We start from the raw sequence: 19,890 nt of genomic DNA, 5'->3' as shown, positions 1-19,890 counted from the left end.
ATGAGGAGGCTTGACCAAACCTTAACACCTAGTCCACATTATAATTAATATGCATCAACGAAAGATCAAACCCATTATCGGAATTAGCATTGGCGACATTAACGGCATAGGCGTAGAAGTTACCATGAAAGCTTTGCTAGACAATAGAACCTATAAGTCATTTACCCCGCTGATTTATGCACATGGTAAAGCGCTGACTTTCTACAGGAAACAACTTGGCTTAGATGATTTCAATTTTGCACAGATCAGAAGCATAGACGAGATTCAGCATAAGCGAATCAATGTAATCAATGCTGCCGAAGAATGTCCTGAAGTTATTCCAGGTGTGGAAACTCAGGAAGCTGGTAAATTTGCTTTGGAAGCCTTGAAAATGGCCGTAAATGATTTGAAAGAAGGAAAAATTCAAGCCTTAGTCACTGCGCCACTTAATAAAAACAACGTCAATTCAGAAGAATTACACTTTGTTGGACATACTGAATTTATTACCGAGGCGGTTGGATCAAAAGACAGCTTAATGCTTATGGTCGCCGAGCAATTCCGTGTAGGTTTAGTAACAGGTCATGTGCCGTTGGCAAAAGTGGCGGAAAATGTAACTCAAGAGCGGATTATTGAAAAAGCCAATATTCTTCTCAAAACATTGGAAAAAGACTTTGGTATCAATAAGCCAAAGATCGCCATTCTAGGCCTAAATCCCCATGCTGGCGAAGATGGACTTTTAGGTGAAGAGGAAGAACAAATCATCAAACCTGCTATCCATGCGCTGAAGGATCAAAACAAAATGGTTTTTGGGCCTTATCCTGCAGATGGATTCTTTGGTATGGCACATCAGACTAAATTCGATGGGGTGTTGGCCATGTATCATGATCAAGGATTAGTACCTTTCAAATCAATGGCATTCAGCATCGGAGTAAACTTTACCGCAGGCCTTCCCGTAGTTAGAACTTCGCCTGATCATGGCACAGCTTATAATATTGCAGGGAAAAACATTGCAGATGAAGGCTCTATGAGAGCCGCTATTTTCCTTGCAGCAGACATTATTCAACAACACAACCCGCAGGAATCAGAGAATTAAGCGTAAAAAGGAGAGATTTATTGAATACAACCAAAGATTATTTTAAAATCTCTTTCATCCTTTTATAATAATTCACTATTTTTGCGGTCTTAAATCGAGAGGAGGTATCGTGAAATTCTGGAGAACATTTGATATTGAGGTCATTAAGTTCCTCGAAGGCATCCACGAAATTGACTTCGAAATTGGAGATTCATTTTTCCAACACTTCGAAGACAACGAACTTGTTAAAAAAGGCAATTTGATCGTACGGATCAAAATGAAAGTCGGAGCCAACTTAATTGAAATGGATTTTCATATTGCGGGGAAAGTAACCTTGACTTGCGATAGAAGTCTGGAGCCTTTTGAGCAGCCGCTGGACTTCCATGAAAAAATGATCTATAAGTTTGGTGCTGAGGAAAAAGAAATTGACGAAGATGTAATCATGATCACTCGCGATACACCGAAAGTCAATGTAGCTCAGCTGATTTACGAATTTATTTTATTGGCTTTGCCTCTAAAAAAGATTCACCCCGATTACAGAAATGAAATGGATGATGAGGATTACGAAGGAGAAGGAATCTACGCGTACATAGATGGGCAAGATTCAAATAACTCCGAAGAAGACTCTGATTCTGACGAAGATAATAAACCAGTGGATCCTAGATGGGATCTTTTAAAAAAGTTAAAAAACAAGGAATAATCATAAACCACGCATAAAATGGCACATCCTAAACGAAAAATTTCGAAAACCAGAAGAGATAAAAGAAGAACTCATTACAAGTTAGAGGCTCCAGGTTTGGCTAAATGTCCTACTACAGGCGAAATGCACCTTCCACACAGAGCTTTCTGGTTGGACGGTAAATTGTACTACAAAGGACAAGTTATCATTGAGAAAGAAATCCTGGCTTAATCAGTCATCTCAATCATACAAAAATCCATTCGCTACTTGCGGATGGATTTTTTTTTAGCTCTAATTAAAAGAGCTTGTTAATCAAGCCAATTACCTTCCGTTAATGGATTTCTTTTGGTAGAGAATGACAATTGTAATATTTTTGCCTTCCTTACAGGATAGAACACATCCATAACATACAGTTTTAGATGATTTTGATTTGATCATCTTAACTTAAACCAAGCATAATGGACAAACTCAGAGCCATGATCACCGGAATACAAGGTTACGTTCCGGAATACAGGTTGACCAACAAAGAACTTGAGGAGCTCGTGGAGACCAACGACGAGTGGATAGTCTCAAGAACCGGTATAAAAGAAAGAAGAATACTTAAAGGAGAAGATCAAGGGACCTCTGTAATGGGTGCTGAAGCAGTCAAAGGTTTATTAGAAAAAACCGGCATTGACCCCTTAGATGTAGATTTGATCATTTGTGCTACTGTCACACCCGACATGCCTTTTCCTGCTACTGCAAACATCATAGCAGATATGGTTGGGGCAAAAAACAGCTTCAGTTTTGATATCGGCGCTGCATGTTCAGGTTTTCTATATGCTTTACAAATGGGTAGCCAGTTTATTCAGACAGGGACTCATAAGAAGGTAATCGTAGTAGGCGCGGATAAAATGTCTTCTATCGTCAATTATAAAGACAGAACTACTTGCATCCTTTTTGGAGATGGCGCCGGAGCGGTAATGCTTGAGCCAACTACTGAAGATCTTGGAGTAGTGGATGCTATCCTTAAATCAGATGGATCGGGAGCACCTTATTTACATATGAAAGCTGGGGGAAGTCGTAGACCAGCCACTCAAGAGACCTTAGATGCTGATGAGCATTATGCTTATCAGGAAGGCTCTTCGGTATTCAAATTTGCCGTTACCAACATGGCAGATGTAAGTGCTGAGATTATGGAAAAGAATGGACTGACTAGTGATGACATAGCTTGGCTTGTTCCTCATCAGGCAAATCTCCGCATAATCAATGCAACAGCCAATCGTATGGGAATCGGATCTGATAAAGTGATGATGAATATCGAAAAGTATGGCAACACGACCGCTGCTACAATTCCTCTTTGCCTTTGGGACTATGAAAGTCAATTGAAAAAAGGTGACAACTTGGTTCTCGCTGCATTTGGAGGCGGATTCACATGGGGTTCCATTTACCTTAAGTGGGGATACGATCCGAAATAAGTTTAAAAAAATAATACGATAATAATAGTATGGCTAGTACTGCAGATTTTAAAAACGGACTTTGTTTGGTCATGAATAATGACATCTACACGATTGTCGAATTTCAGCACGTCAAACCTGGAAAAGGCCCTGCATTTGTAAGGACCAAAATGAAAGGCATAACTTCCGGAAAAACGCTGGACAAAACATTCAGTGCAGGTGAAAAAGTAGAAACTGCTAGAGTGGAAAAGAGACCTCATCAGTTCCTTTATGCTGATGACATGGGGTACAACTTCATGGATACGACCACTTTTGAGCAAATCTCCATTGAGGAGAAGCTTATCGAACGAGCAAATCTTTTGAAAGATGGACAGCTTGTTGATATTTTAATTCATGACGAAACAGAAACTCCACTTGCTGTTGAGCTTCCTCCATTCGTAGAGCTGATGATTACCTACACAGAGCCTGGCATCAAAGGAGATACAGCTACAAACGCTTTAAAACCTGCAACTGTGGAAACCGGTGCAACCGTAATGGTTCCCTTATTTGTTGAGCAGGATATCCTAATCAAAGTTGATACCCGAGACGGTTCATACTCAGAAAGAGTAAAATAAGTACATAAGTCATTCTGATTTCCTTAAATTACTAAGACTTATTCTTTAATAAATCACTAACAAATTTGCCAATTGGCATTCTAAATAATATACCTATGAAAGCAAAAGAGATTCAGGAGTTGATCGATTACATCTCCAATTCTGGTTTGGCGGAAGTTAAAATCAAGACTGACGAGTTTGAACTTTCTATTAAAAAATATGCTGATTCTTCTGCCCAGAGAATGGTTGAAGTTTCCACTCCAGCACCAGCACCGGCAGCCGCTCCAACACCTGCACCTGCCGCAGCTCCTGCTCCAGCCGCGGCACCAGCCCCAGCTGAAGCTCCTTCTAATTTAATAGAGATCAAATCTCCGATGATTGGAACCTTCTACCTTACTTCAAGCCCGGATGCTGATCCATTTGTTGCAGTAGGTGATTCAGTGAAAGCTGGTCAGACTGTTTGTATCATTGAAGCAATGAAGCTTTTCAATGAAATCGAGTCTGAAATCTCTGGTAAAATTGTAAAAATCCTGGTTAGCAATTCTACTCCTGTAGAATATGACCAGCCATTGTTCCTTGTAGATCCAGCAGGTTAATTTTTTCACCCAAAATAAATAGCTGTGTTTAAAAAAATACTAATTGCCAATAGAGGTGAAATTGCTTTAAGAATCATCCGCACCTGTAAAGAGATGGGGATTGAAACTGTTGCAGTTTATTCCACTGCGGATAAAGACAGTTTGCATGTCAGGTTCGCTGATGAAGCTGTTTGCATAGGTCCGGCTCCAAGTCGAGATTCATACCTTAACATTCCTAGAATCATTGCTGCTGCAGAAATCACAAATGCAGATGCAATTCACCCAGGATATGGATTCCTTTCAGAAAACGCTGAGTTTTCTAAAATCTGTGAAGAATACGGAATCAAGTTTATCGGTGCCAGCGCTGAGATGATCAATCAAATGGGCGACAAGGCTACGGCTAAGGCAACCATGAAAGCAGCCGGAGTTCCTACTATCCCAGGTTCTGAAGGGGTATTAGAGTCGATGGAGCAAGGTATCAAGCTTGCCAATGAAATGGGCTACCCAGTTATTCTGAAGGCTACTGCCGGTGGTGGTGGTCGTGGAATGAGGATAGTTAAGGAAGAAGCCGGATTCAAAAAAGCTTGGGACGACGCAAGAATGGAATCTGGTGCAGCTTTCGGAAACGACGGCCTGTATCTTGAGAAATACGTTGAAGAACCTCGCCACATAGAGATTCAAATTATTGGAGACAAAACCGGAAAGGCTTGTCACTTATCTGAGAGGGATTGCTCCATTCAGAGAAGACACCAGAAATTGGTTGAAGAAACCCCTTCCCCATTCATCACAGATGAGTTAAGAGAAGAAATGGGAAAAGCAGCCATCAAAGGTGCCGAAGCTATCGGCTATGAAGGTGCTGGAACAGTAGAATTCTTGGTTGATAAGCATCGTAACTTCTTCTTTATGGAGATGAATACACGTATCCAAGTGGAGCACCCAATCACTGAAGAAGTTACAGATTTTGACTTGATCAAAGAGCAAATCAAAGTAGCCGCTGGTGAAACGATCTCTGGAAGAAACTACTATCCTAAGCTTTATGCTATGGAATGTAGAATCAATGCAGAAGATCCTGCACATGGTTTTAGACCTAGTCCAGGTAAAATTCAAAACCTACATATTCCAGGTGGTCGTGGTGTAAGAATCGACTCGCACGTTTATGCTGGTTATGTAATTCCACCTAATTACGATTCCATGATTGCCAAGCTGATTGTCAGTGGACAGTCGAGAGAAGAAGTGATTGTGAGAATGAAAAGAGCGCTTGAGGAATTTGTAATCGATGGGATCAAAACAACCATTCCTTTTCATATCGCTTTGTTGGAAAACGAACAATTTAAAGAAGGAATCTTCACTACGAAATTCTTGGAAGACTTTGACTTCTCAGTAATAAAAGGATAGATCAAAAATCCATAAAATGAAAAGCTGCCTATTAAATAGGCAGCTTTTTTTTGTTTATAGGTCTTCTACTTGTGCTGTATTGAAAAATCTATCCTAGTTATTTCTAAAAATCACAAAACAATCTTCTAATAAATAATATTTTACACAAAGCTAATTTCCTTTTATTAAAAAAGAGCAAGAAAATTATACCAATCATGACAGCTTTTGTACAAATTATTGCTAGTTTAAGAGTGATTTAACTATCGATTTGACCCAAAAATGACGTACCCAAACTTATATAGACTTCTTGCCTTCTCGTGTTTCGGATTAACATTTTTTCCAGTTGTAACACCAAGCAGTCTAGTGAAATACAAATTTCGGAGATTGAACAGGTTAGCTATAACTTCCATATTCGGCCAATACTTTCAGACAAATGCTTTGTATGCCATGGGCCAGATGCAAATAAACGGGAAGCTGATCTTCGACTCGATACAGAAGCAGGTGCTTATTCAGCGCTAAAGGATGATCCATCACAATTTGTGATCATGCCAGGTAAAATAGATGAATCCAAAGTCTATCATAGAATCATTTCTGAGGATCCGGGAGAATTAATGCCTCCGCCGGAATCCAACCTTGCTTTGTCAGAAACGGAAATCCAATTGATCAAAAAGTGGATTGAACAAGGAGCAAAGTACGAACCTCATTGGGCATTTATCAAAGCAGAAAAAGCTGAATTACCGGAAGAAACAGATTGGACGATCAATGAAATCGATCGCTTCGCATTAAAAAAAATGAAAGAGAAAGGGCTGAAACCTAACCCTGAAGCTGAATCACATGAATTGATCAAGCGAGCATGCCTGGATGCTTACAGGCCTACCTCCTAGTCCAGAAGTTTTAGATAGGTTTGGAGATTTTTCAGGTGAGCTTTCATACGAGGATTTACTGGATGGTTTATTGGATGATCCGGGATTTGGAGAGAAAATGGCAATTCTCTGGATGGATATCTCCGGTATTCGGATAGCTACGGATATCAGGACGATAATATTCGGACGCAGTGGCCATATCGGGATTGGGTAATTCATGCCTTTAATGAAAATATGCCTTACGACCAATTTGTCACCTGGCAGCTCGCAGGAGATCTGTTACCCGATGCGAATAAAGAGCAAATACTAGCAACAGCTTTCAACAGAAATCATAAATACACAGAGGAAGGTGGCGTAATTGACGAAGAATACCGTATTGAATATGTGCTTGATAAAACAAATACAGTGAGCAAAGGGCTGCTGGGAATCACCATGGAATGTGCCCAGTGTCATGATCATAAGTATGATCCATTTTCCCAAAAGGAATATTATGAGATGTTTGCCTTTTTTAATAATACTCCTGAGAAAGGCTACCAAGGCGATGTATCTCAATCCAAACCTGCCAAAACTCCTATCCTATTTGTAGATCAGGAAGACCTTTCCGGCATCATGAGTTTCATCAATTATGCAGATACATCTAAGTTGAGTGTTTCGGTGATGGGAGAATTGGATGAGCAGCGCCCAACTTATATTCTTGACCGTGGTGTTTATGATGCGCCTACGGTAGAAGTTGAGCCTTCAACACCTGCCTCAATTTTAGAATTTCCAGCAGATTTGGAAAAGAACCGGTTGGGGCTTGCAAAATGGATGACAAATCGAGACAATCCTTTGACAGCACGCGTATTTGTAAATTTGATGTGGCAAGAGGTTTTTGGACAAGGAATCGTCAAATCCGCAGGAGACTTTGGCATGCAGGGAGATCTTCCCACGCACCCTGAATTATTGGATTGGCTAGCTGTGGACTTTATGGAAAATGGCTGGGATATCAAGCGCTTAATGAAGCAAATTCTAACTTCAGCTACGTATAAACAATCTGCAGTCATCACCGAAAAACACCTCACTACTGATCCTGCGAATTTATATCTAGCAAGAGCTCCTCGCCTTAGACTTCCAGCAGAAAATATTCAGGATTTGGTATTGGCTAGTAGTGGTTTACTTGTAAGAAAACTTGGAGGGCCAAGTGTCAAACCATACATGCCTGAAGGAATTTGGGAAGCAGCAACTTCTGGACGGGGAGTTTTGGCTACTTACATTCAAGATAAAGGTGATAAACTCTATCGTAGAGGCTTGTACAATTTTATCAAATTAACTGTACCACCTCCAAAGGCTATCATTTTTGACTCCAGTAATAGGGATCGATGCGAGATTGGTAGAAGTAGGACAAATACTCCGCTTCAGGCATTGGTGATGATGAATGATCCTATGATCCTTGAAGCTTCGAGAGTGCTTGCCAGCAAAATGTGGGAGGAAAATACCGATGGTGAAAAAGCTATTTTTACTTCATTCAAACGCATCGTTTGTAGGGACATGAGTAATGAGGAAATGTCAATCTTGCTCTCCTACTACGAAGATCAACTCGCACGATTTAAAGATAATCCAGATCAGGTTCTCCCTACCTTGAGCGTGGGAGAATATCCACTGGAAGAAAAGAACATAAACCCGGAAACAGCAGCACTTATGCAAGTGATCGTAAGTATATACAACCTGGAAGAAACTATTACTAAGAGCTAACATGGAAAAGGAAATATTAGAAGAAGGGCTGAATCATAATCGGAGAAAATTTCTATCCAGACTTAGCCTTGGTGTTGGAAGTTTAGCACTTGGATCGCTTTTGGTCCCAGATCTATTCTCAGGCAAATCAGAGGCTGAAGAAGCCATGATGCATGCCCTCCCACACTTTGCTCCAAAAGCCAAACGAGTGATATACTTGTTTCAAAATGGCGCCCCAAGTCAACTGGAGTCATTTGATTACAAGCCGGAATTAATAAAGCGAATGGGAGAAGAACTTCCAGAATCCATTCGGGGTAACCAGCGACTTACAGGAATGACTGCGGGTCAATCCTCCTTCCCTTTGGTTGGATCCAATTATAAATTTGATCAATACGGAGAGTCTAGGGCTTGGATATCCGAAGTATTTCCACATACCGCAGGCATAGTTGATGATATCTGTATTGTGAAATCCATGCATACTGATGCGATCAATCATGACCCTGCACTCACCTTTTTCCAGACAGGAGCCCAAGTTGGAAATCGCCCAAGCATGGGATCTTGGTTAAGCTATGGTTTAGGTAGTGAAAACAGCAACTTACCAGCATTTTCTGTATTACTTAGTCGAGGTAGAGGAAATGGCCAGGGAGTTTATTCTAAGCTGTGGAGTAACGGCTTTCTAGATGCCACGCATCAGGGAGTGCAATTTTCGAATTCGGAAGACCCTGTACTTTATCTCAAAAGTACCCCGAAAACATGAGTCGTTCTGAGCGTCGAAAAATGATTGATCAAATCGCTGCTATGAATGATCTGAGCATGAAGCAATTCAATGACCCTGAGATATCTGCTAAAGTGAAGCAGTATGAAATGGCCTATCGAATGCAAACAGCCGTACCGGAAATGACCGATGTATCCAAGGAACCGGAAAGTATAATTAAACTTTACGGGCCTGATAGCCCTGGTGCCTGGCACCTATGCAGCAAACTGCCTTTTGGCTAGAAAGCTATCTGAAAGTGGTGTTCGTTTTGTGCAACTTTATCACCAAGGTTGGGATCAGCATGGCAATTTGCCTAATGAAATGCGTCTGCAAGCTGAAGATGTAGATCAGGCTTCAGCAGCTTTGATTACAGATCTGAAGCAAAGAGGATTGCTCGACGAAACACTAGTGATCTGGGGTGGAGAATTTGGCAGAACTAATTACTGCCAAGGAAAAATACAAGTAGACAATTACGGTCGTGATCACCACCCTCGTGCATTCTCTATCTGGATGGCAGGTGGCGGTGTGAAATCCGGAATGGTCTATGGAGAAACAGATGAGTTTGGGTACAACATCACCGAAAATCCAGTTCATGTGCATGATTTCCAAGCTACCATGCTTCATCTGATGGGAATTGATCATGAGCGAATGACCTATAAGCATCTAGGAAGAAGGTATCGTCTCACAGACGTCTCTGGTCATGTAGTGAAAGATTTAATTGCATAAGGACGGATGATTAAGATTTCTTCGATTAGATCTATTCTGGAAAACACCCTTTTTATCTGGATAGGTCTCACGCTTATCATAACACTTGCCGGAAACGCACTTGTTTTGCCAGATTGGCTTCAGGTTGTTGGAAGAAGCCATCCTATTTTATTACACTTTCCTATTGTTCTGCTCTTAATGGGTTTACTCTTCTTCTGGATTCCAGGAATTGACAGAAAACCTGAGATTATAGAAATAGGAGAAATCAGCTTTCTGGCCGGTTGTAATTTTGCTGGCATTACCGTAATAGCAGGATTGATTTTAGCTCAGGAAGAATATACTGGAGAGATTTTAACCTGGCATAAATGGGGTGGATTAGCGGTTTTTGTTGGATGTGTTTTACTCTATTTCTTTCGATCAATCAAAGCCAATCTTATTAGGTTTTCGAGTATAGCATTGGCATTGGCTATCATTGCGACTGGACATTGGGGCGCGGGTTTGACACACGGGGAAGACTTTCTTTTAGCTCCCATTCAGACTGACGAAATTGAAGTAATCCCTTTAGCGGAAGCTGAGATTTTTGGAGATGTAGTCCAGCCTATTTTGCAGGCAAAATGTGTAAGCTGTCACAAAGAGGGCAAAATTAAAGGAGAGCTAAGAATGGATCATATCGAAGGCCTACAAAAAGGTGGCAAATCAGGTCCTTTCGTTTTGGCTGGGGATTTCGAAAAATCCCTGCTCATCCAGCGAATCAATCTCCCAGAAGATGATAAAAAACACATGCCTCCCAAGAATAAGGCACAATTAACAGATGAAGAACTGTTGATTCTAAGTGAGTGGGTAGCCTCTGGAGCTAGTTTTGATCAGAAACTAGTAACACTTCCCCCCAAAAATGAGCTCTTCCAATTGGCATCTGTGAAGTTTGAAGGAAATAAAATTTACTCTTTTGAAGCAGCAGACCCAGAAGCCATAGATGAGCTGAATACTTCATTCCGATCAGTAATGCCGCTTTTTCCTGAATCACCAGCTCTGGATGTTTCCTATTTTGGTATTTCAGCATTTCAGCCTAAATCCCTGACTGACCTTAAAAAAGTAAAGGATCAGGTAGTCCGGTTTAGCCTAAATAAAATGCCTTTAGCTGGAATAGATTTAAAATTCCTGAAGGATTTCACGCACTTGGAAGAACTCCAGTTGAATTTCACAGACTTAGATGCTGAGCAGCTCAAAATAGTTTCTGAACTCAAAAGTCTTGAAGTACTAGCTATTTCAGGGAATGTAATAGATAATTCATCTTTACAAAATCTCTCAAAGATGAATGGACTTAAAAAGCTTTTCATTTGGCAAACTGGATTAAGTTCGCAGGATAAGGAATCCATTCAAAAAGCACTTCCAGACACTGAAATAGATTTTGGGTTTGATGGAAAAGGGATTATTTATGAGTTGAACAGCCCTATTATTTCTCAGGATAAAATGATCTATGAGGACAGCTTGGAAATCAGCATTTCCCACCCTATCAAAACTGCAGAGATTCGCTATACCTTAGATGGCACAGAGCCGGATAGTATTAGCAGCCCAATTTATTCGAAGCCAATTTTTACAAAAAAGACGGGGAAAATAATAGCGAAAGCTTATGCTAAAGATTGGAAGAGTTCAAAGGGATCTGAATCAGTTTTTATTCACTCAGGATTCAAACCTTCTGAGTCATCTTTAGCTTTCGATCCAAACCCTAAATACAAAGCAGCGGGAGTTGCCACACTTTTCGATTCAGAAAAAGCAGATCCTCCAAATCATGGGCAAAAATGGCTGGGTTTTCAGGACGATCCTATGGTGTTGGAAGTGAGTTTTGAGCAAGAAAGCAAGCCGACTGAAGTGTCAATCAGTTTACTTTATAATGAGGGTGCTCATATTTTCCCTCCCTCCAAAGTGACAATTCAAGGATTAGAAAATGGAAAATGGCAACTCCTAGCCAGTAATTCTCCAGAAGTATCGGCTAAGGCAGCGCCAGCGAGAACGGAGCTAATGAATATGAACCTAGGGAGTAGCAGCTACGAAAAGCTCAAGATTACATTAACACCACTTTCTAGCCTACCAAAATGGCATCCATTTGCTGGTGATAAAGGTTGGGTGTTTGTTGATGAGGTGATTTTCAATAAATAAGGAAAAGGATTCAATTCTTTTCCTTACTTAAAATCTCCTTATACATCTCTATATTTTGCTTTACTTCTTCTTCCAGTGTTGGTTCCTGAATATCATTTAGAGAATTCATTTTCTCCAAAATAGCTTTTGCAACTAAAACACGAGCAGCTTCTTTATTATCTGACGGGATAATATACCACGGAGCATGTGGTTTGGAAGTCTTATTAATTGCTTCTTCGTAGCACTTCTGATAGTCATCCCAGCGTTCCCGCTCTTTGAGATCACCAGGGAAAACTTCCAGTTATGTTTTTGCTTATTAAGCCGTCTTAGCAATCGCTGCCGCTGTTCCTCTTTTCCCAGATGCAGAAAAAACTTTAACACAATCGTACCATTATCACTGATTTGTTTTTCGAAGTTATTGATCTGCTCAAATCTTTTTTCCCAAAACTCCTCAGTAATATCATCCACAGAATTGATCCCCGGGATATTTTCTCCCAAGATATAGACTGGGTGAACTCGCGTCACCAGTACATTCTCGTAATGCGTGCGGTTAAAAACCCCATATTTGCCACGTTGAGGCAGTGCTATGATATGTCTCCAGAGAAAATCATGCTGCAACTCCAGTTTAGAGGGAGTCTTAAAGCTATGTACCACTACTCCGCGTGGATTAAACTCTTTGAAAACCTCCCGAATCAAACTGTCTTTGCCCGCAGTATCCATTCCTTGCAGGCAGATGAGGACAGCGTATTTATTATGGGCATACATCGTATCCTGATGATCACTTAATTTTTCCCTCAGCTTATTGAGTTCTTTCTCCTTCTTTTTTTCAGAAGCTTCCAAGTCTATGGATGTAGGAACATCTTTGAGGCAAATAGCTTTGGTCACTTTAAAATCATCAATGGAAATATTTTTCATCTGATTTATATTTTTGGGTGGATAAAAAGTCTGTTTTCAAGTAAAGAACAAGATAATATTTTATCTTAACCCTACAGAAAAACCCCATCTTTTATCCCTTACCCCCCACTTAAATGGCCCAAAATTCTATCTCCACTGGCTTGAATAATAGATACCTGGCCTTGGACGTCTTACGTGGATTGACTATTGCGTTCATGATTATAGTCAATACTGCTGGGGACTGGAGTAATTTATTTGCTCCGCTTGCTCACGCAAAGTGGCATGGCTTTACCCCCACCGACCTTGTATTCCCCACATTTCTTTTTGTTGTGGGAAATGCGATGAGTTTCTCTATGAAAAAGCTTCAGCAAATGCCAAGCGCTGAATTCTTCAAAAAAGTAGGTAAACGGACTGTATTGATTTTTATGATTGGGTGGCTCTTAAGCGCATTCCCATTTTATGATGTGACAAATATTTTTGAAGTGAGACTTTTCGGAGTTTTGCAGAGAATCGCTTTATGCTATTTCTTTGGTGCGGTTGTGTTGTATTATGGAGGAATTAGAGGAGCATGGATATTCAGCGCCATTGCGCTACTTGGCTATTGGGCGATCATGTATTTCTTTGGTGATTCTGGAGCCCCTTATTCACTTACTGGCAATGCAGCCATCAAACTTGACCTAGCACTCATGGGACCAGAAAGAATGTATGGTGGTGAGGGAATTCCATTTGATCCCGAAGGAATTTTAAGTACGCTACCTGCAATCGTGAATGTTATTGCCGGTTATTTGGCTGGAAAAATGATTCAAAAACTGGGCAATACAATGCCAGCCATCAAGAGATTGCTCGCTATAGGAGTAGTTCTGATTATCGTAAGCTACGTTTGGGATATCTTTTTTCCTATCAATAAAAAAATCTGGACGAGCTCTTACGTACTTCTGACTGTAGGAATTGACATGCTTTTATTGGCAATTCTAGTGGGAGTTATCGAAATCAAAAACTGGAAAGGTTGGACTTATTTCTTCGAAGTCTTTGGGAGAAATCCGTTGATTCTTTATGTACTATCTGGTCTGTTAGTAACTATTTTGTCGCTCATTCCAATCGGTGACACCACATTGAAAGGATTCATTTATCAGAATTTTTATACGAGTTGGCTTTCGCCCAAAATGGCTTCCTTCCTATTCGCATTCAGCTATATGCTGGTCATTTGGCTGATTGGATTAGGGATGGATAAAGAAAAATCTACATAAAAGTATAAATTCAATAATTTCACTGTCAGATAAATACCTATAAAAATGTAACTTAAGGGTGATTTTTAACCTTAAGTTGCATTTTTATGATACTGAAAATTGGTGTTTACAATGTGGAATGGATGCGGGATCTTTTTGACACCGGCGGAAATCCAAAAATGACAGGTAAGGAACTGGTGAGAAGTCAACAACTAGCCGAAGTTATCCAAGCGATGAATCCTGATTTTCTCGGAATTGTAGAAGGACCAAATACCTTAGTCGACGGTTCCAAAACAGCTTCTTTACAATTAGAAGTCTGGACACAGACCTTTATTCCGGGATCTAATTACAAAGGCATTCATGGATTCCCTTCCGCAGGTCAACAGGAACTCTGCGCGATTTACAAACCTGACAAAATCAATGTTCTATTCACACCTGAGACAAAAGCGGGGAAGCGGTTTGATGAGCCCTTTCTTCAAGACACTACTAACAGATTGATCAAGGAGCAATACAAGCATTACCGCGCACCCTTAGAACTGAGTATTTTAGGGTTAGATGACACCTTGATTACCCGAGTGATAATTGCGCATACGAAGTCGAAAGGTATTTTTGACATGGTAGATTATGCGAGATTTGAACAAATTTCAGCTCGTGATCGGCTAAAGCTTTTTGCAGAATGTATGTCGATCAGGGAGCGCTGTGATGAATATTTAGAAAAAAGCCAACAAGTCATGGTGATGGGAGATATCAACGACGGTTTTGAGTTGGATTTCTACGAAAATAAATTCTCTAAAAGTGCCGTGGAAATATTGCTAGGTGATCTTTGGAAGCCGGAATTTGTACTCAAATCTGTCCTACCTAAACCGCAATCGAACAGCTATGGATATACCCCAAATTCCAGTCGATATAGAGATCGGATCACGGGAGATGAAGTAAATGTCTTGATTGATCATATCCTCGCCAGCCAAAAAATAAAAGTTATCAACGGGACTGTCTGGAATCCATACCTAGAAAAAGATAATCCATCAATTCAGTCTATCAGTAATTCCCTGAAGAGAGCTTCAGATCACTTTCCAATTCTTTGTGAAATCGAAACAACAAACCCCTAAAAAACTATGGATCAAGCTGCACAAACGATAGATCGACAACTTTTAAGCGCAAAAACACAGGCAAAAGCCTAGATCAATGGGTTGCAATCGTTCAAAGAGAAGATTTAAAAAAGCATGGAGAAATCGTCAAATTTCTAAAGACAGAACATGAATTTACTCATGGGTTTGCGAATTTAGTAGCACACAAAACTTTGAAATCAGATGCTGGATCAGCATCAGACACGGATGAATTGATCACCAAGCAATACAAAGGTAAGGAGCATTTTCTGCCAATTTATGAAAAGCTGAGTGCTGAAATTAAGGCTCTTGGTTCTGATGTGGAATTCGCTCCAAAAAACTCCTACGTGAGTATCAAGCGCAAAAAGCAATTTGCTATGTTAATTCCCGCTACAAAAACCAGATACGAAATTGGCATCAATCTAAAAGGACACCCGGCGGAAGGAATTTTGGAAATTGATACCAAAACCAATGGAATGTGTAGCCACAAAATTTATCTTACGGATGTAAATGATATTAATGAGGAAGTGTCAAGTTGGCTCAAAAAAGCCTATGAAGCTACTGGATAAATAGTACCGCATACAAAATAGGATCACTTTTTATCAATTGTTGAAGTGTTTATTGCAAATATTGGGGATACCTTGAAACCGTAAGCTATCCCCTTTATTATGCTCATTCATATTAATTTCCAGTCTGTTCGACAATCGGTTCTATTCCTTTTCCTATCGATATATGCCACACAGTCATTTGCCCAAATCACAGAAGACACCTACCACAAAGCGGAGTATTTCCTGAGTGGAAACATTCAAAAAGAAGTTTATCACTTAGATGTGATTCCAAATTGGCTGGATGATAAAAAGAGCTTTTGGCATCAAGCCTATACGAAGGAGGGGAAACGTTTTTTTATAACGGACATAGAAAAAAGTGAAACCAAAGTAGCCTTTGACCATGAGGCGTTGGCTAAACTTCTATCCGATAAGAGTGGTGATACTATCGATTCCAGCAACCTTCCTTTCAGTCGAATTCAGCTCAAAGAAGATGGGACTCTTTCTTTCGAATGGATGAATAAAAACTGGATCTATACCAATGGGAATTTGGAGTCAAAGAAGATTGCCCAAGATTCTAGGGACAGATCAGTGTCTATTTCTCCTGATGGGAATTGGAATGCTTATGTGAAAAACTTCAATCTTTTCGTAGAAAATCTAGAAACTGGAGAGGAATCCCAGTTGAGGCTATGATGGAAGAAAAGACTATGAATACGCTTCATTCTGGGGCTGGTCAGATATGATTTTAGGAGAAAATGGCGAGCATCCTGAGCATTTAAGCATCAATTGGTCTCCAGATTCTAAGAAGATCCAAACTCAGATTGTGGATTTGCGACTTGCAGAAAAGATGCTGTTGTTGGACAATAGTCAAGATGATAAATTCCGACCTCAGCTCATGGGGTATTATAGAGCGTCACTCGGCGACACTACTGTAGTGATGTACACTCCGGTTTTATTTGATGTAGAAAGTAAAGCGGCCACCAAATTCCTGGGCTTTCTCTCCCACATTTCATCGGAATGTACTTCAACTGGGATGCCCATAGTAAGCACATTTATGGTACCTACTTAGAAAGAGGTTTTAAAAGCTTTGACTTACTTGAGATCAATACCGACACCAAAAAATCCGAAAAGTATATTCCGAATCCTCTCCCACACATATCAATAACAACAATATTTTCAGAAGACTGGATAACGGGCAATTCATCCTTGGGACTGAGAAATCAGGCTGGAATCAGCTGTATCTGATGGATTGGGCATCTGGAAAATTGGTTAATCAAATTACTAATGGAGATTATGTAGTCAAGAATCTGCTCAAAGTCGATGAGGAAAATAGCATTATTTATTTTGAAGCATCGGGGAAGGAAAAGGATGTAAATCCGTATTACTCATTTGTCTACAAAGTGAATTTTGATGGAACTGGACTGGAATTATTGACTCCGGAAAAAGTTTTTCACGACATCAGTTATGGTCGAGGGGAAGATTATTTTGTGGACAATTATTCAACTGTTGATCAACCAACAACTTCAGTAGTAAGAGAATTAAAGACAGGTAGAATCGTCCATGAAATTTCTAAAGCTGATATTTCCAATCTGTTGAAGAAAGGTTATCAAAGCCCTAAACAGTTCACTGCAACAGCTAAGGATGGCGAAACCACGATCTATGGCATCTATTATCTACCTACGGATTTTAATTCCAAAAAGAAATACCCCATCATTGACTATACTTATTCTGGTCCTCACATAGATATTACTCCAAAGACATTTCGGGCTGGCCTCGTTGGTTTACAACAGCCAATGGCCGAATTGGGATTTGTAGTTGTGACGGTTGACGGCCTAGGCACAAGCGGAAGAGGCAAAGCATTCGATGACGTATCTTACAATAACCTAGGCGATGGAACTACAGATCATGTACTTGCCATCAAAGAATTGGCATCTAAAAACAAGTTCATGGATGTGGAAAAAGTAGGAATCTTTGGACATTCTGCAGGTGGATATGATGCCGGCAGAGCTATGCTTTTACATCCTGATTTCTATAAAGTTGGAGTAGCTTCTTCCGCTGGGGATCATGATCATCGTATGGAAAGAGCCTGGTGGCCAGAGATGTATATGGGCTATCCTATTGGGGATTTCTATCATGAGCAATCCAACATCACCAATGCATCCAAACTCAAAGGTCATCTTCTTTTAGCCCATGGAGGAATAGATGAAAATGTGAATCCTTCGGCAACATTCAAATTTGCTGAAGCGCTCATCAAAGCTGGAAAAGACTTTGACTTATTTATCTGGCCAAGTAGAAATCACAGCTTTGGAAGAACTGATGGAGATTACTTTACTAAAAAGCGCTGGGATTATTTCATTTGAGCATCTATTGGGCGAAGAACCGATTAGGCATTATCAGATTCAGAAGTGAGAGGAATTTCTGAGGATTAAAACTTCAAATTTGAAACAAAAAAGCGCAGACCTCACAATCTGCGCTTTTTTTTTATTGAAAGGTTGAAGCAACCTAGGATTTGTTTATCTACAAAAATCAGGGTACTTCGATCTTCCGTCTTCCGTCTTCTGTCTTCTGTCTTCTGTCTTCCAGCCAAATCACTTCACCACTTTCAAGATTCCTTGCATGGTATAGAAATGCCCCAGGAACAGTACACACATAAGTATATTCGCCAGGCTCGGTTGGAGCGATGAAATATATCGTAGCCGATTCACTTGGCTGAAGCAATTTTGTATTAACCAGTACCTTGCTTGTATTAGGAATGTAGTCCTTTTGCTGACCTTCCAGTCCAAGCTTCATCGCTGCTTCACCTACTTCTATCGGCGGTTCCAGGGCATCACGATCACAAAATTGTGTAGCATATCATCCACATTTTGGCAAACTAGCTTCACCTTGCTTCCAGCTTTTACTTGAACTTGAGCTGGATCAAACTTCAGACCTGGCTTAGTTCCCATGTTAATTGTGACATCAGCTTTTCCATCCCATGCTGCTGGCATAGTTGTGGTGTTTTTTGCCAATTTTGGAGCGGCTGGAGTAGTTGCAGCCGCCTGTTTTTTCGCTTCGGCAGCTTTGGCTTTAGCTTCTGCCTCTGCCTGCGCTTTTGCTGCACTATCTGCCGCAGCTTTCATCATCATCTCATGCTCATGACGCGCTGCCAAAAAAGGCGCTTGATCAATTTTTTCCCCTGCGCCAAAATTGTTCAGCGTGTAATATCCTACATTATGCAAAAGAGGCTTTCCTTCAGTAGACTTCACGCCTTCAGCTTTGATCTCATGGATGTAGCCTAAGCGTAGATTGTCCACCAACAATCTAGCCTTCATTCCATCCTCAGAAACTACCACACCAATAATATAACAAGGCGCATTATTGATCACTGGACTACCGTACTGCGCTTGATACTTATAAGTGAACCCAGTTACTTGATAGTTTGCCGGGTCTTTTGCCAGCTCCTTATCTACCGGCTCCGTGAACTCAATCTCAAAACCATCAGGTTTTGATTTGATCGTCTTCATTTCGAAAGGCATTCTACCAGTCCAAACCAATCGCTGTAAACTAAATAACTCTTGCCAGTGGAAGACCAACCACGGCTTGTCATACCTACAAACATGGAAGCATCATTTCCCCAGACGATTCTAAGAATTCCTGAGGAAAAACCTTCTCTAAATGGAAATACTACCCCTTGGTAAACACCATTAATTTTCTCAAAATCAACACGAGCTATATTACTCTGCCCTTGATCTCCTACAAATACCTGATTGGCAAATGGCCCGAATTTTCCTTCTGTATTATCATTCAAGAATCCTAAGTAGAAATCCCCAAAATCCCATGAGGCAACCAAATCGCCGGCGCTTTCAGTCCTGGGACTCGCTGTGCTACGTCATACATTGGTTCACCTGTATTTGGAATATCCTCCTTCTTCAGTGTTACCGGAGAACCTGGCAAGTCAGACCATTCTAAACTTTCCGCATTTCCCAAGAAATCTCCTTTTTCGACATGAGAAATTCTGCCTGAACCAACCCAGTCACCTTGGTTTTCGGTATAAAAGAAATCACCTTCTGCATTCATTCCGTATCCGGCTGGAGACCGCATTCCAGCAGCAAAAGGGATCATTTCACCATCAGGTGTGATTTCCAACGCCCAACCTCTCCAAGGAACCAAACTAACTCCATGTCCAAGGCTATTACTCCAGCCTAGATTGCTACAACGTCACCAGCATATTGCCATTAGGAAGAAAAGTAGGTCCATAAGAGTA

18 protein-coding genes and 4 pseudogenes are annotated in these 19,890 nt (G+C 40.6%); 17 read left to right on the top strand and 5 right to left on the bottom strand.

The genetic code is table 11. From position 1 onward, the window contains the following. The first annotated feature begins 49 nt into the window (after nt 1-49). The 10 genes and pseudogenes from pdxA to AC0L6R_RS00490 all read left to right on the top strand — a co-directional run bounded on the left by pdxA (nt 50) and on the right by AC0L6R_RS00490 (nt 11,897). Nucleotides 50-1,072, top strand: a complete 1,023-nt coding sequence (pdxA, locus tag AC0L6R_RS00535) for a 4-hydroxythreonine-4-phosphate dehydrogenase PdxA (RefSeq protein WP_473269391.1) — start codon at nt 50-52, stop codon at nt 1,070-1,072. Between the two features lie 109 nt (nt 1,073-1,181). Continuing rightward, the gene (locus AC0L6R_RS00530) at nt 1,182-1,751 is read left to right on the top strand and encodes a YceD family protein (protein ID WP_283413176.1); all 570 of its coding nucleotides are present in this window, start codon (nt 1,182-1,184) and stop codon (nt 1,749-1,751) included. An 18-nt stretch (nt 1,752-1,769) separates the two neighbouring features. Continuing rightward, the gene (rpmF, locus tag AC0L6R_RS00525) at nt 1,770-1,961 is read left to right on the top strand and encodes a 50S ribosomal protein L32 (protein WP_057938136.1); all 192 of its coding nucleotides are present in this window, start codon (nt 1,770-1,772) and stop codon (nt 1,959-1,961) included. 227 nt (nt 1,962-2,188) lie between these two features. Further along, the gene (locus AC0L6R_RS00520) at nt 2,189-3,187 is read left to right on the top strand and encodes a beta-ketoacyl-ACP synthase III (RefSeq protein WP_283413175.1); all 999 of its coding nucleotides are present in this window, start codon (nt 2,189-2,191) and stop codon (nt 3,185-3,187) included. A gap of 29 nt (nt 3,188-3,216) precedes the next feature. Then, a complete protein-coding gene (efp, locus tag AC0L6R_RS00515) occupies nt 3,217-3,780 on the top strand; it encodes an elongation factor P (protein WP_283413174.1) in 564 nt (187 codons plus the stop codon). A 95-nt stretch (nt 3,781-3,875) separates the two neighbouring features. Beyond that, nucleotides 3,876-4,355, top strand: coding sequence for an acetyl-CoA carboxylase biotin carboxyl carrier protein (gene accB, locus AC0L6R_RS00510; RefSeq protein WP_473269388.1), 480 nt, complete (start codon nt 3,876-3,878; stop codon nt 4,353-4,355). Nucleotides 4,356-4,379: 24 nt separating this feature from the next. Further along, complete coding sequence (gene accC, locus AC0L6R_RS00505) at nt 4,380-5,729, top strand: acetyl-CoA carboxylase biotin carboxylase subunit (RefSeq protein ID WP_283413172.1); 1,350 nt, start codon at nt 4,380-4,382, stop codon at nt 5,727-5,729. 305 nt (nt 5,730-6,034) lie between these two features. Next, nucleotides 6,035-8,302 (top strand): annotated as a pseudogene (locus tag AC0L6R_RS00500) (PSD1 and planctomycete cytochrome C domain-containing protein). 1 nt (nt 8,303) lies between these two features. Then, nucleotides 8,304-9,761 (top strand): annotated as a pseudogene (locus AC0L6R_RS00495) (DUF1501 domain-containing protein). A 6-nt stretch (nt 9,762-9,767) separates the two neighbouring features. Further along, on the top strand, nt 9,768-11,897 hold the full coding sequence (locus tag AC0L6R_RS00490) for a c-type cytochrome domain-containing protein (RefSeq protein WP_473269386.1): 2,130 nt from the start codon (nt 9,768-9,770) through the stop codon (nt 11,895-11,897). 157 nt (nt 11,898-12,054) lie between these two features. On the opposite strand, the pseudogene AC0L6R_RS00485 reads toward AC0L6R_RS00490, so the two are convergent. After that, a pseudogene (locus tag AC0L6R_RS00485) lies at nt 12,055-12,791 on the bottom strand (PPK2 family polyphosphate kinase); the annotation flags it as partial. A 113-nt stretch (nt 12,792-12,904) separates the two neighbouring features. Between AC0L6R_RS00485 and AC0L6R_RS00480 the strand changes: the two are divergent. The 7 genes and pseudogenes from AC0L6R_RS00480 to AC0L6R_RS00450 all read left to right on the top strand — a co-directional run bounded on the left by AC0L6R_RS00480 (nt 12,905) and on the right by AC0L6R_RS00450 (nt 18,007). Then, a complete protein-coding gene (locus tag AC0L6R_RS00480; RefSeq protein ID WP_473269385.1) occupies nt 12,905-14,017 on the top strand; it encodes an acyltransferase family protein in 1,113 nt (370 codons plus the stop codon). Nucleotides 14,018-14,103: 86 nt separating this feature from the next. Further along, nucleotides 14,104-15,105, top strand: a complete 1,002-nt coding sequence (locus AC0L6R_RS00475) for an endonuclease/exonuclease/phosphatase family protein (protein WP_473269384.1) — start codon at nt 14,104-14,106, stop codon at nt 15,103-15,105. An 86-nt stretch (nt 15,106-15,191) separates the two neighbouring features. After that, nucleotides 15,192-15,236, top strand: a pseudogene (locus AC0L6R_RS00470) (hypothetical protein); the annotation flags it as partial. 60 nt (nt 15,237-15,296) lie between these two features. Beyond that, nucleotides 15,297-15,671: a DUF5655 domain-containing protein gene (locus tag AC0L6R_RS00465; protein WP_473269382.1), complete on the top strand. Its 375-nt coding sequence runs from the start codon at nt 15,297-15,299 to the stop codon at nt 15,669-15,671. Nucleotides 15,672-15,770: 99 nt separating this feature from the next. Next, a complete protein-coding gene (locus tag AC0L6R_RS00460; RefSeq protein WP_473269381.1) occupies nt 15,771-16,340 on the top strand; it encodes a DPP IV N-terminal domain-containing protein in 570 nt (189 codons plus the stop codon). Nucleotides 16,341-16,386: 46 nt separating this feature from the next. After that, nucleotides 16,387-16,716 carry a hypothetical protein gene (locus tag AC0L6R_RS00455; RefSeq protein ID WP_473269380.1) on the top strand — a complete coding sequence of 110 codons (330 nt, stop codon included), beginning with the start codon at nt 16,387-16,389 and terminating at the stop codon, nt 16,714-16,716. Nucleotides 16,717-16,768: 52 nt separating this feature from the next. Further along, the gene (locus tag AC0L6R_RS00450; protein ID WP_473269647.1) at nt 16,769-18,007 is read left to right on the top strand and encodes an alpha/beta hydrolase family protein; all 1,239 of its coding nucleotides are present in this window, start codon (nt 16,769-16,771) and stop codon (nt 18,005-18,007) included. 166 nt (nt 18,008-18,173) lie between these two features. Here AC0L6R_RS00450 and AC0L6R_RS00445 read toward each other — a convergent pair whose 3' ends face one another. From AC0L6R_RS00445 to AC0L6R_RS00430, 4 genes are read right to left on the bottom strand one after another with little or no spacing between them, the layout of a single operon-like run. Next, on the bottom strand, nt 18,174-18,437 hold the full coding sequence (locus AC0L6R_RS00445) for a cupredoxin domain-containing protein (RefSeq protein ID WP_473269378.1): 264 nt from the start codon (nt 18,435-18,437) through the stop codon (nt 18,174-18,176). Nucleotides 18,438-18,454: 17 nt separating this feature from the next. Continuing rightward, on the bottom strand, nt 18,455-19,150 hold the full coding sequence (locus tag AC0L6R_RS00440) for a cupredoxin domain-containing protein (RefSeq protein ID WP_473269377.1): 696 nt from the start codon (nt 19,148-19,150) through the stop codon (nt 18,455-18,457). Continuing rightward, nucleotides 19,147-19,434 carry a hypothetical protein gene (locus AC0L6R_RS00435; protein WP_473269376.1) on the bottom strand — a complete coding sequence of 96 codons (288 nt, stop codon included), beginning with the start codon at nt 19,432-19,434 and terminating at the stop codon, nt 19,147-19,149. The genes AC0L6R_RS00440 and AC0L6R_RS00435 overlap by 4 nt, the downstream gene beginning before the upstream one ends. A 5-nt stretch (nt 19,435-19,439) precedes the next feature. Then, nucleotides 19,440-19,796, bottom strand: coding sequence for a hypothetical protein (locus AC0L6R_RS00430; protein ID WP_473269375.1), 357 nt, complete (start codon nt 19,794-19,796; stop codon nt 19,440-19,442). Nucleotides 19,797-19,890 lie beyond the last annotated feature (94 nt).

It is taken from the genome of Algoriphagus sp. 10J20-15, assembly GCF_055809615.1.
Note: the sequence above shows the minus strand (reverse complement) of the source record. Positions and strands in the feature narration are given on the sequence as shown.